Raw genomic sequence first — 12460 nt, forward strand, 5'->3', positions numbered from 1 at the left:
TCAGTCTTCGTTGTCGACTTGTTCGTCGCGAGGGAGATCGGACGCTTTCGGGGCAGCGGGGACCCATTCACGGAGCGGTTGAACGACTTCGGAGTAGAAGGTTTCGGCCGAACTGGTCACACTGTTGATGAAACTCGCAGCAGTACCCGCACGCTTGCTGCCGAGAGTGAAGGACTGCGTCAGTACAAATGAACTGAGTTGGCCGCCTTGACCGTCCGTCAACAGGCGTGGCGTTGCGCGAGCGGATGCAATGGTCTCGCACGTCGACGAGGCCGGGCCGGTGAACAACGCTTCGACCAACAAGTCGGCAGGAGCATTCTTCAACTGACGCAAAGCCCAGGTGACTCGTTTTCCCGAAGTACCTTCGTCGGGTGCAGAAACCGTCGTACTGCAGCTCACTTTGTTGGTTCTCAAATCAGCAGTAACCCGTAACTCTCCGGCTGCGTCGGGGATTCGGAGGGTGGCGCTGAAGGTGCCGTCGTTCGCCAATTCGTTGACCGTCAGCGCGGTACGCGCATCCGCATCGTTGACTACCCGTCGGGGCAACACGTGTTTGACGACGACACCGAGATCTGCGGTGAACCGCAGCGCGAGGTTCCGCGCGAGCGCGATCCACGACTGAGCGACCGCCGCTGCTTTCGGATCTCCAGGACGGAGCGTTCCGGCACTCACGGAATCGCGTATCGATACCCAGTGCCGACCCATGTCGACGAACTCCGCGGCCCCGGACTTGGGATGTTCGATGTACCGGAGAAACTCGCTGAGAATCCAACCTTGCAGTGGATTGTCGATTCCGCCGTGCGAGAGCACCATCCGTGCCTCGTGGATGACTTCTGCCCAGGAGAGATGCCGTAACGCAACTTTGGTGAGCTTGCGCTTGTCCACCTCGACGGGTAATTCGCCGGCGCCGGCAGGCAAGTCGTTGGACAGGCTGATCACGACGTCGTACTTGTTCTTCTTGGCGACGTCGAGATAGTTCTCGAGCTGCTCTCGGGTGTGGGTGCCTGCTCCAGTCTTTGCCTCGAGCAAGCCTGTCCAGAGTCGGCTTCCGCGGGCGATGCGCCACACCGCATCCGGGATCACCCGAGATTCACCTTTGACGTAGGGAACTTCGACGTATCCCTCGAACGAGCCGGCCGGTGCCCCCACACGGGACGAAACTGCCCGCGCAAACATGGGAACCGCTTGCATCGTGGAAACCAATGCCGACGTCGTTCGACGCTCTTGTTCCTCACCGGTTCCGACGCCGATCACAGAGAAGAGTCGTGCAGGTTGCCAGGCCTCGGACTCGGCGTGCTTGAATTCGGGTAGTGGGGCTTTCTTGGGCACGGGCTTCGCTGTTCGAACCCCACGCTGTCGGACGGGCTTCGTGGGCGTTGAGGGCTCGGTGACTGACGGTTCCCGTTCCGATATCGGTTGGGGTGCCTCCACCTCAGGTGGCCCAGGCTCCTCGACGGGTGCGTCCTCGCTCACGTCGACCCCGAAGTCTTCGGCGAGCCCGGCGAGGCCTGAAGCCCAACCTTGGCCGATTGCCCGAAGTTTCCACTTCCCGTTACGTCGATAGACCTGACCGAAGACGAATGCTGTTTCGGTGGACGCGTCGGCGGTGACGTACTCGGCAATAGGAGAGCCGCCGGAATCAACCAGTTGGAGCGCAAGTTTGCCGAGGTCGCCGAAGGACCCGGAGTCGACGCTGCCCACTAGAGCGATCGCGTCGACTTGATCGGGTACAGCAGCGAGGTGGACGAGGAGTCGCTCGTGCGGGCCGGATTCGGCTTCGCGGCGACCGAGGTATCGAACTGAGCCGTCAGCAGATTCCTGTTGGTTGTAGAAGACGAAGTCCGCGTCGGACCTGACTTTTCCGTCGGCGCCCAGAAGCAATGCCGAGGCATCGACACCGAATTCCGAGTTGTCCCAGGTGATCACGATGTCGATCTGATCGAGTTCGTCGGGGAGCTCGATGTTCTGGCCTTTGGACAGAAACTGGTCTTCCACGACTTTCCCCCTCATTACTGTGCACAGTCGGATTTCGCCTCTTGATTGTGCCGGGGTAGGTCGAAAATTGTGCGGTTTCGAATCCGCAGGGCAATTGTTCACCCGCAGGCTGAATTTGGCGCGCGGCTGAACAATTGGCGCGCGGCTGTGAATGCAGAGAGTTTCAATTCAGTCATAACAAACAAAACGCCCGCGACTAATTGGTCGCGGGCGTTTCGAAAAAAGAACGTCAGACAGTTGCCGGAGTGTTCTCGTCCAACTTCGGATCGTCGTTCGCAATTCGCTTGTTGCGAATGAGGCTGCTGATGAAAGCAGCGCCGATCAAGAAGACACCGACCAGGCCGGTGATGATCTCGTTGATGTGAACGCCGATGGACACCATCAAGATGACGGCCAGAGCGCCGATGGCCCAGTGGGCACCGTGCTCGAGGTAGACGTAATCGGAGAGCGTGCCCTTGCGGACCAGGAAGACCGTGATGGAACGGACGAACATCGCGCCGACGAAGCCGAGGCCCAGAGCGATGATGATCGGGTCTGCCGTGATGGCGAATGCGCCGATGACGCCGTCGAACGAGAAGGACGCGTCGAGGACCTCGAGGTAGAGGAACAGGAAGAAGCCGGCCTTGCCAGTTGCCTTCGCGAGCTGCGTGGGGCCGCCGGACTTGGCGGTTTCTTCCTCTTCGCCTTCTTCCGGCAGGTTGAACAGTTCACCCAGTCCGTTGACCGCGATGTAGGTGATCATGCCCAGAACACCGGAGATCATGACGGTGGAAACCTTGTCGTCAGCAGCGAGGAAAGAACCACTGAGAACCAGGACGATGCCGGCCACGACGACGGAGAGCTGATCGAGCTTGCCGATGCGAGCGAGCGGCTTCTCCAGCCAGGACAGCCACGTGATCTCACGCTCTTCGAAGATGAACCCGAGGAAGAGCATCAGCAGGAACATGCCACCGAAGGCAGCGATCTGCGGGTGAGCGTCGGTGAGGATGGTTTCGTAGCTCGGCTCGCCGTTGGCGAAGTACGCGGCGTCGTCCGCAGGCGGGTTCAGTGCGAGGTCGAGTGCAGCTACGGGTCCGAGACCGGATGCAGCCCAGACGATCACGAGCGGGAACACCAGACGCATGCCGAAGACGGCGATGATGACGCCGATGGTGAGGAAGATCTTCTGCCAGAATTCACTCATTCTTTGCAGAACAGTGGCGTTGATGACGGCGTTGTCGAAGGAAAGCGAGATTTCCAGAATCGACAGGATGATGACGAGGAACAGTGCCTCGGGTCCGCCGTAGATGAACGCAACGATCATCGCGAGGATCGAAATTGCGATGGATAAACCGAATATTCGCAGTACCACGGAGCGTGGCCCTTTCTAGTTGGTCAATGCAGAGTGGTTACTGCAAGCGGTCTCTCACCGCATCCGAACGTGAAAACGGGGAGGGTTCCACAGACTACTGCGGAACCTTCCCCGAGTCAGCTCGTCGAGAGCGAAGATCAGACGTTGACGCCGTAATCGCGCGCGATGCCCGCGAGGCCGGACGCGTAGCCCTGGCCGATTGCGCGGAACTTCCACTCTGCACCGTTGCGGTACAGCTCACCGAAGACCATGGCGGTCTCGGTGGAAGCGTCCTCGGAGAGGTCGTAACGAGCGAGCTCGTTGCCGTTCGACTTGTCGACGACGCGGATGTACGCGTTGCGGACCTGGCCGAAGGACTGCGAGCGAGCTTCTGCGTCGTAGATCGAGACGGGGAAGACAACGCTCTCGACCTCGGCGGGAACCGCTGCGAGGTTCACGTCGATCTGCTCGTCGTCGCCTTCGCCTTCGCCGTCCGTGTTGTCACCCTTGTGCTCGATCGAGCCGTCGGGCGAACGGAGGTTGTTGAAGAAGATGAAGTGCTGGTCGGAGAGGACCTTCTTGTTCGAGCCTGCGCCGATCGCGCTGGCGTCGAGGTCGAAAGCAGCTCCGGTGGTGGAACGCGCGTCCCAGCCCAGGCCGACGACCACTGCAGTCAGGTTCGGGGCCTCCTTCGTGAGAGAGACATTGCCGCCTTTGGTCAAGCTGACGCCCATTCAGGGGTCCTTTCAAGAGGAGAGACAAGGCCCACTACGACGCGAAGTCGTCTTGGGAGTGTGTTTACCTCCACCACCCTAACCGCAGTTCCGGTGTGTTCGCCGTAACAGCAGAATTACGAACCGAGAAGCGAAGTGCTGGACCCGTAGGATTCAATCGTGGTGGGAAGATGGTCGGAGCGCTTCAATCGGGGGGCAAGAGTGGGGGAGTCGGTCAGTCGTGCGCGGGAGGCGCAGACGGCCATGGTTTCGGCGTTCCTCGACATGGACAAGCGGCAGACCATCGCGTCGGCAGCAGTCGACGCTTCCGCCGAGCTGTACCCCGAGCGCGGGCTGCGCGCCGCGTGGGAACCCGTTCGAGATCGGTGCTTCCAGGCTGCGTCGGACTACCTCGACACATCCGAGCGCTACGGCAACGATCAGGTACTTCACCAGAACCCGAACGGTGCTCGGGCGGCGTTCGAGAAGTCGGTAGCTGCACTTGTCGAGGCAGCGCAGGGCGTCGACGCCTTCTACAACGGACATCGAGCGCATCTCGAGCAGGCGACGGTCACGATGTCCGCCATTCCCGTTCTCGGCCAACAGGCCCGAACCCTGGCGAACGCCGCCCGGGAGAAACTTGCTGCCACTGATCAGCGCTATCGCGAGTACCCGTCGGTGGTGACGGCCTCCGAACACCTCGACGACGCGGTGGCAGCGCTCGACAATGCGCGATCCTCCGGTCGCGCCGACGCAGTCCGCACGCGGGCCGAGAGTGTCCGCGAAGCGGTATCGGCGCTCGAGGAAGCATTGGCAGACGCCCCGTCGACCCAGCACCGTGCCGAGATGACGATCTCCTCGGTCTCGACCAGGTTGTCGGCAGTGCGCACACGAGTGGACCGGCTGGACCCGGCGTACTCCGCATTGCTGCGCGAGTTCAACGCCGCGAGTTCCGCTGACCTCGTCGACAACAGCAGTCGCAGCCGAGCGCACATCGATCAGGCTGACATCGATCTCAAGGAAGCGAAGCAGTCGTTGGCTGCGGGAAACCCCGAACACGCACTGGCTTTGATGGCCGAAGCGCGTGTTCACCTCGCCGACGCCGAAGCGTGCGCCGATGCCGTGACGGACCGTCTCGCTACTCTGCGTGCAGTTCGGGCAGATCCGAGCGAAAAGGAACGTGAGGTTCGTTTCCGGCTGAAAGACGCCCAGATGTTCGCTGTTAACCAAGGGTTGGTGGCGGAGTGGGGCTCCGTACTCGATGCTCAACTAGCAAGGATCGAGCGAGCGAGTGCGTCACTGTCGGGAACTCATCCGGACTACTGGTCGTATGTATTACAGCTGGACTCGGTATCGACGTTCATCACCGAAGTTGTCGAGAAGATGCGGGCGCGAGCCGGCAAAAACTGAATGGTCGGGCCGATCGGGGGATCGGAGTAGCCCGACGCGTTGTCACAGGGGGTCGTTTCATGGACTTGATTGCGGTTACAGAGAGAAGAGAAATGCAGCACTTTCAACATCTCGAGGACGACGTGCGGGAGCAACTGTTCCTGCATGCGCCTCGGTCGTTCGCGGATTCCGACGAGAGGGATCTGCTCGCGATTGCTCTGGGTGCAACTCTCTACGTTCCGGCCACCCGGGCCGGGTTGGCCGACATCGTGGTCAAGCGAGCGTCCGAGGGCGTCAGCTCGATGGTGCTCGATCTCGAAGACGCCGTCGCTGATCACGAGGTGGAGTCGGCGCGGGCTAACGCGGTTGACGCTCTCGACAAGATCGCGTCGACCGACGCCGTCGGCATGTTGCTGTTCGTGCGGGTCCGTGAGGTCGCGGACATCCACAAGGTCGCCGCGTCGTTGACCGAGGGGCGTGCCGCGCTCACCGGGTTCGTCATCCCCAAGTTCGGCAGCGAGTCCGGCCCCGTGTTTCTCGACGCCGTCGCGGACGCGTCCGAGCTGCTGGGTAAGCATCTCTACGCGATGCCGGTACTCGAATCACCCGCGCTGGTTCACCGCGATACACGTGATCTCGAATTGCGCACCATCAGTGGAATTCTCGCGCAACACCGCGAGCGCATCCTTGCCGTCCGCATCGGCGCCACCGACATGTGCAGCACCTTCGGCATCCGTCGTGACCGCGATCTGACCATCTACGACGTGCGCGTGGTGGTCGACGTCATCGCCGACATCGTCAACTACCTCGGCCGCGCCGACGGTTCAGGTTTTGTCATCACCGGGCCGGTGTGGGAGTACTTCGCCGATCACGAACGCATGTTCCGGCCGATGCTGCGCGCCACCCCGTTCGAGGAACACGACGCCGTCCGGTTCCGTCAGCACCTCGTCAGCCGCGACCTCGACGGCCTGCTCCGTGAGATCGCGCTGGACCGAGCCAACGGAATCCAAGGCAAGACGGTCATCCACCCGTCGCACGTCGCGGCGGTCAATGCTCTCTCCGCGGTCACGCACGAGGAGTACCACGATGCCCTCGACATTCTCGGTGCCGACGCTGGGGGAGTGCAGGCCTCCGGCTACCGGAACAAGATGAACGAGATGAAGCCACACCGCAATTGGGCCCATCAGACTGCGCTCCGCGCTCACGTGTTCGGTGTGACCAACAAGGGCATCACGTTCGTCGAGTTGCTGACGGCGTTGGTCGATCGATGACAGAGGTCGTCCAGTCCCGGGACGTCCCCTGGGCTACCGCAGAATTCGGCTTGGACCTCGTTCACGGCGATTCGTCACTCGGGCATTCGGTGCCCGATCTGGTGATCCCCGGACTTCGGCGGAATCCGCGTCGCGCTCACTTGCTGGTGTCCACGGTGCTGGGAAAGCACGTACCTACCGAGCCGTCCGTTGTCATCGGCGCTGCCGACGACCTCGGCGACTTGGTGCGGACCGCTCTCGGTGACGGCGTCGACGTCGTCGTGCTCGGGTTTGCCGAAACTGCAACAGGTTTGGGCCACTGTGTCGCGGCTCGTCTGCGCGCTCACTGCTACCTGCACTCCACGCGCCGGGACGTACCCGGTGCCACGACGCTCGCCGGATTCGAGGAGGGGCACTCGCACGCCACGAGTCATCTGATGCAGCCGACGTCCGCCGAACTGTTCGAGAACGACCTGCCGCTGGTCCTCGTCGACGACGAGATCTCCACCGGCGCAACCGCGATCGACGCCATCCGGGCGCTGCACGGCCAATGCCCGCGAAGCCGTTACGTCGTGGCCTCGCTGGTGGACATGAGGACCGAGGAACACCGAGCCGCCAGCGCAGCCGCGGCGGCAGAGTTGGGCGTGCGGATCGACTACGTCTCTCTCGCTTCGGGTTCGACGGTCCTGCCCGACGGGCTGACCGAGCGCGTCACGGCCCTGGATGCTCCGGATCTCAATCCGATCGGCGATCGTCGCGGCTCCTTGGCTCGAGTGGATCTGCCATGGCCCGCGCACGTCCCCGACGGTGGCCGGCACGGTTTTCTCGATGGCGACACCGTGGCATTCGAGTCCGCCGTCGAGGCGGCGGTGTCCATACTCGGAACATCGATCGACCCGTCGCGTGCTGTGATCGTGATCGGTCACGAAGAGTTGATGTACCTGCCATTGCGGATCGCAGCGGGCTTGGAAAGCGCTGGGCGAGCAGTTCGGTACCAGACCACAACTCGCTCACCCGCCTACGTCGTCGACCTGCCGGGATACCCGCTGCGTCGTGGGTTCACCTTTCCGGCACCGGAACTGGGTGAGAACGAGCCTCGATACGTGTACAACGCGCAGTGGCCTGATGCGGCGGTCGAAGCCCTTGCATTGCTGGTCGTCGACGAGCCCGCCGACACCGATCGGTTGACGGCGATGGACGGAGTGATCGAGGTGTTGCGGAACTCCGGCACCGACGTCCTGGTCGCCACCGTTCGCGGGGCCGATCCGTCGGCGCTGCGAGATTCCAGAGCAGGAGGCTCGTCATGAACGAACCATTGGTCGGACCCGATTTCGGTTCGTACGCGCCGGGCGAAGTGAAGTGGCTGCTCAAGGATCTTTCGCACGTGGATCTCGAAGCGGATGTATCCGTGCGCGAGAAGCGTATTCAGTCGGGTGAGGCGCACTATGCCGAGTCTCTTCCCATCGAGTACCAACCCGATCAGGCATATCGGGATCTGTTCGAGACGGTGCTCGCCGAGAGCGCCCCACGGTTGGCGCGCGCTGTCGGGACCGTCATGGACCTGGTGCTGGCCGAGCGCGGAAGTGACATCACGCTGGTCTCACTCGCCCGGGCCGGAACACCGATCGGGATTCTGATGCGGCGCTGGGCCCAGCAGACTCGCGGGTTGACGCTGCCGCACTACGCAGTGTCCATCGTCCGCGGCAAGGGCATCGATTCCGTCGCACTCGATTATCTTGCGCACCATCATGACTCGGAGAACGTCGTCTTCGTCGACGGCTGGACGGGTAAGGGTGCGATCGCCCGCGAACTCGACGCGGCGTTGACGGAGTACCACGAGGCGGGCGGCGCAAAGTTCGACTCCGATCTGGCTGTTCTCGCGGACCCCGGCCACTGTGTGCGAACGTACGGAACCCGCGACGACTTCCTGATCGCGTCGGCGTGCCTCAATTCGACGGTATCCGGGTTGGTCTCACGAACAGTCCTCAACGACACCCTCATCGGGCCGGGCGACTTCCACGGCGCCAAGTTCTACGCAGATCTGGCCGACGTCGACGTCTCCAACAGGTTGCTCGACGTGGTCTCGGCCGAGTTCGACTCTGTCCGTGCAGATGCCGCGGATTCTCTTGCCGTAGTGCTCGATTCCGATCGGACGCCGACCTGGGCCGGCTGGGAATCGGTGGAGAAGGTGCAGGCCGAATACGGGATCTCGACGGTCAACTTCGTCAAACCCGGTGTCGGAGAAACAACCAGGGTGCTGCTGCGCCGGCTCCCGTGGAAGGTTCTGGTGCGCGAACTCGAAGCCCCGGAGCATGCACATATCCGGTTGTTGGCGCAGGCCCGTGGGGTTCCGGTCGAGGAGGTACCCGACCTCGCCTACTCGTGTGTCGGCCTGATCAAGGACATCACGTGAGCCGTGCGGACACCGCTGCGTCCCAGGTCCTGATCGCTACGGATCTGGACCGCACGATGATCTATTCACAGGCCGCGATCGGCGGTGACCCCAGTGGCTCCGACCTGGATTCGGCGCCGAGCCCCCTGTGCGTCGAGTACTACAACGGCGGTCCGCTCTCACACATGAGCGTCGAATCGATCGAACTGCTGACTGCGCTCAGCTCGCGGGTTCCGGTGATTCCGACAACGACCCGGACCATCGCACAGTTTCAGCGGATCGATCTCCCCGGCGGACCGTGGAAGTACGCGATCACGAGCAACGGCGGAAACATCCTGGTGGACGGCGAAGCCGATCGCGAGTGGCGAAACGAGATCGACCGTTCGACCCGCAACGCCGGCGCCGAGTTGCCGCAGGTTCAGGCGGAACTGGAATCGCGCATCGACTCGAGTTGGGTCAGCTCCATTCGTGTTGCCGACGATCTGTTTCCGTACCTGGTCGTCGATCTGGCCGTGATGCCGAGTGAATTCGAGACCGAATGGAATCACTGGTGTGTGGCGCGGGGCTGGAACGTCTCTCGTCAAGGCCGGAAGATCTACACGATGCCCGACGCGGTCTCGAAGTCACGCGCACTGGCAGAGGTGCGCCGCAGATTGGTCGAGTCGGGTGATCTGGATCAGTCCGCCGTGGTGATCTCGGCTGGTGACGGTGCGTTGGATGCGGACATGCTCGAATACTCCGATTTCGCGATCCGGCCGAGGCACGGTGAGCTGGAAGAACTGAATTGGCAACGGCCGACCGTTACTGTGACAGAAAGGTCCGGTATCGCAGCGAGCGCGGAGATATTGCGGTGGTTCTCTTCCGCGCTCGGGTAATACACGCTCTCTATGAAGGGGATTTAGTTGTCTGTATCGCTTGCCAAAGGGCAGAACGGCCCGCTGGACGTCTCGGATGTAGTTGTGTCGGTTCAGTTGGCTGCAGCCGCTGACCTGTCTGCACTCCTCGTGACGAGCAACGGAAAAGTTCGTTCCGACGCCGACTTCGTCTTCTTCAACCAGCCGACCGGACCCGGCGTGCAATTGGTGCCCAACCCGGGTGGCATTGCCTCACTCCGAGTCTCGCTCGCCGGCGTCCCGGCAGACATCGAGCAAGTCCGCGCCGTCATCACGCTCGACGACGCGTCGTCGAACTTCGGGCGCACTGCTGCACCGACCGCTCGGGTCTCCGACGCGGCCGGGAACGTGTTGTACGAGTACGTGATCGACGGCCTCACCGCCGAGTCCATCGTCATCGCGCTCGAGGTGTACCGACGCCAGGGTGCGTGGAAGGTGCGCGCCGTCGGCCAGGGTTACGCCGGTGGATTTGCCGCGCTGGTCACCGATCACGGTGTGTCCGTCGACGATGCTCCCGCGCCGCCGCCGCCCACTCCGGTCGCGGCTCCGGCTCCGATCGCCCCGCCGTCGTCCGTCGCTCCTACACCGCCGGCATACAACCAGCCGCCGCAGCAGCAGCCTTCGTACAACGCTCCGCCGGTTCCGCCGGCCCCGCCCGCGTACAACCAGCCGCCCGCCTACAACCAGGGCCCGACGCCGCCGGCCTACCCGCCGGCGCAGCAGCCTGCCTACAACCAACAGCCTGCGTACAACCAGCAGCCGACGTACAACCAGGCGCCCCCGGCGCCTCCCGTGCAGAACCAGCCGCCGGCCCAGCAGCCCGAGGTGAGCCTGGTCAAGGGACGTCCTGTCAGCCTGACCAAGGGCCAGAAGGTCACCCTCCGCAAGGAAGGTGGCGTCGCGCTCACCATGATCCAGATGGGGCTCGGCTGGGACCCGATCAAGAAGAGCGGCCTGTTCGGCAGCCGTACCGCCGACGTCGACCTCGACGCTTCGGCTCTCCTGTACGCCGACGGCAACCTCGTCGACGTCTGTTACTACGGTCAGCTGACGTCCAAGGACGGCTCGGTCCGTCACATGGGTGACAACCTGACAGGCGACGGAGATGGTGACGACGAGGTCATGCTCGTCGATCTGCAGCGCGTCCCGGCTCACGTGACCACCGTGATCTTCACCGTGACCTCGTACCGCGGACACACGTTCGAGCAGGTCTCCAACGCTTTCTGCCGCCTCGTGGACAGCACCACCAACTCCGAGCTCGCTCGATACACGCTCCAGGGCGGCATGGCCTTCACCGGAATGGTGATGGCAAAGGTGTATCGCGTGAACGGTGAATGGAAGCTGCAGGCCATCGGTGAAGGTATTCAGGCCAAGCATGCGGGAGAAGCTGCGCCGCAGCTGGGCCGTTTCCTCACTGTGTGAGTCGAGACTGCATAGTCGAGATGAGTCCGGTTCGGCGGTAGGTGGTTTCGATCGCCGTCCGCCGAACCGGACATCGTTGCCCACTCCGTGCGTTAACCTCATGCGGCATGTCGAGCCGTCAGTCGAGCGGCCGTGCGCGAGAGGACTTGGCACAGTAGATGATCATTCGAGGGAAACTTCTCGGTCGTGCGGCGGCTGTCGCAGGCGTTGTGCTGGCGCTCGTGAGCACCGGAATCGCGCAGGCTTCGGTGCCCCAGTCGGAAACTCGGTCAGGAGTATCCGGCACCGGGATCAAGTACGTCGCCCTCGGTGACTCCCGTGCCTCCGGTCCAAGGCTGGAACCGATGTACCCCGACGCCTGTTCGCGTTCGTACGAGAACTTCGCGGGCAAGATCTCTCGGGCACTCGAGGTCGCGGAGTTCACCGACGTCTCTTGCAGCGCGGCACGCGCCGAGAACATCATCGACACTCCACAGCTGATTCCGAACTACTGGCCTGTCCAACTCGATGCCGTTCACCCGGACACCGACCTGATCACCATCTCGATCGGCGGCAACGACTCCAACAGCATCTTCCTCGGTCCCCTGTGCGTCGCTCCGGGGCCAGGAACCGATCGTGGATGCCGGTACGACCCGCTCGCGAATTCCGTCGCCCAATCCGGAATCGACCGGGCTGCCGGAGAATTGGATCGCATCCTGACTGCGGTCACGCAGCGCGCGCCTAACGCTCGCATCTACCTGATCGGAGAGGGCGGCATGATCTCCTCTCGCGGATGCTGGCCGAACATTCCGTTCTCAGACGCCGACGCATCCTGGTTCATGGACTACTTCGCTCGCTACAACACGAAGTTCGACGAGGTCGCCCACGCCCACGGTGTGCGCACTGTCGACATTGCGGCGGCGAGCATCGCCGGCGGGCACGACGCATGTGCGAGTGCAGATCAGCGTTGGTTCGAAGGCCTGTTCTCGGAGTCGACGGCGCAGCGCTTGCACTTCACGGACGCTGGGATGACCGCGGTGGCCGATCTAGTGGTGGCGGACGTGCAAGGCTGACCGAGAGAGCCCGGTCATGGCATA

10 protein-coding genes are annotated in these 12460 nt (G+C 62.8%); 7 read left to right on the top strand and 3 right to left on the bottom strand.

Annotation, left to right across the window (positions count from 1 at the left end; translation table 11 throughout):
- From ABWI03_RS26350 to ABWI03_RS26360, 3 genes are all read right to left on the bottom strand, one after another.
- Complete coding sequence (locus ABWI03_RS26350; protein WP_095970792.1) at nt 1-1995, bottom strand: TerD family protein; 1995 nt, start codon at nt 1993-1995, stop codon at nt 1-3.
- 229 nt (nt 1996-2224) lie between these two features.
- Nucleotides 2225-3346: a DUF475 domain-containing protein gene (locus ABWI03_RS26355; protein WP_235171225.1), complete on the bottom strand. Its 1122-nt coding sequence runs from the start codon at nt 3344-3346 to the stop codon at nt 2225-2227.
- 137 nt (nt 3347-3483) lie between these two features.
- Nucleotides 3484-4059, bottom strand: coding sequence for a TerD family protein (locus ABWI03_RS26360; RefSeq protein ID WP_003941199.1), 576 nt, complete (start codon nt 4057-4059; stop codon nt 3484-3486).
- A gap of 243 nt (nt 4060-4302) precedes the next feature.
- On the opposite strand from ABWI03_RS26360, the gene ABWI03_RS26365 reads away from it, so the two are divergent.
- The 7 genes from ABWI03_RS26365 (at nt 4303) to ABWI03_RS26395 (ending at nt 12436) form a co-directional block, all read left to right on the top strand.
- The gene (locus ABWI03_RS26365) at nt 4303-5448 is read left to right on the top strand and encodes a hypothetical protein (protein WP_166812584.1); all 1146 of its coding nucleotides are present in this window, start codon (nt 4303-4305) and stop codon (nt 5446-5448) included.
- Nucleotides 5449-5540: 92 nt separating this feature from the next.
- The gene (locus ABWI03_RS26370; RefSeq protein ID WP_021342746.1) at nt 5541-6698 is read left to right on the top strand and encodes an HpcH/HpaI aldolase/citrate lyase family protein; all 1158 of its coding nucleotides are present in this window, start codon (nt 5541-5543) and stop codon (nt 6696-6698) included.
- Nucleotides 6695-7984 (top strand): phosphoribosyltransferase family protein, encoded by a 1290-nt coding sequence (locus ABWI03_RS26375; protein ID WP_298773529.1) that lies wholly within the window; start codon nt 6695-6697, stop codon nt 7982-7984. Before ABWI03_RS26370 ends, ABWI03_RS26375 begins: the two co-directional genes overlap by 4 nt.
- On the top strand, nt 7981-9090 hold the full coding sequence (locus ABWI03_RS26380; protein WP_095970796.1) for a cysteine protease StiP family protein: 1110 nt from the start codon (nt 7981-7983) through the stop codon (nt 9088-9090). Before ABWI03_RS26375 ends, ABWI03_RS26380 begins: the two co-directional genes overlap by 4 nt.
- Nucleotides 9087-9944, top strand: coding sequence for an HAD family hydrolase (locus ABWI03_RS26385; protein WP_298773533.1), 858 nt, complete (start codon nt 9087-9089; stop codon nt 9942-9944). Before ABWI03_RS26380 ends, ABWI03_RS26385 begins: the two co-directional genes overlap by 4 nt.
- Nucleotides 9945-9971: 27 nt before the next feature.
- The gene (locus tag ABWI03_RS26390) at nt 9972-11384 is read left to right on the top strand and encodes a TerD family protein (RefSeq protein WP_235171229.1); all 1413 of its coding nucleotides are present in this window, start codon (nt 9972-9974) and stop codon (nt 11382-11384) included.
- A gap of 158 nt (nt 11385-11542) precedes the next feature.
- A complete protein-coding gene (locus ABWI03_RS26395) occupies nt 11543-12436 on the top strand; it encodes an SGNH/GDSL hydrolase family protein (RefSeq protein ID WP_042922710.1) in 894 nt (297 codons plus the stop codon).
- The last annotated feature ends 24 nt before the right edge of the window (nt 12437-12460 follow it).

The sequence above is a fragment of the Rhodococcus baikonurensis genome, assembly GCF_040489275.1.
GTDB lineage: Bacteria > Actinomycetota > Actinomycetes > Mycobacteriales > Mycobacteriaceae > Rhodococcus_F > Rhodococcus_F baikonurensis.

Coding starts and splice junctions, on each gene's coding strand:
- ABWI03_RS26365 (WP_166812584.1), top strand. CDS start 4,303: ATGGTTTCGGCGTTCCTCGACATGGACAAGCGGCAGACCATCGCGTCG.
- ABWI03_RS26370 (WP_021342746.1), top strand. CDS start 5,541: ATGCAGCACTTTCAACATCTCGAGGACGACGTGCGGGAGCAACTGTTC.
- ABWI03_RS26380 (WP_095970796.1), top strand. CDS start 7,981: ATGAACGAACCATTGGTCGGACCCGATTTCGGTTCGTACGCGCCGGGC.
- ABWI03_RS26395 (WP_042922710.1), top strand. CDS start 11,543: ATGATCATTCGAGGGAAACTTCTCGGTCGTGCGGCGGCTGTCGCAGGC.
- ABWI03_RS26360 (WP_003941199.1), bottom strand. CDS start 4,059: ATGGGCGTCAGCTTGACCAAAGGCGGCAATGTCTCTCTCACGAAGGAG.
- ABWI03_RS26375 (WP_298773529.1), top strand. CDS start 6,695: ATGACAGAGGTCGTCCAGTCCCGGGACGTCCCCTGGGCTACCGCAGAA.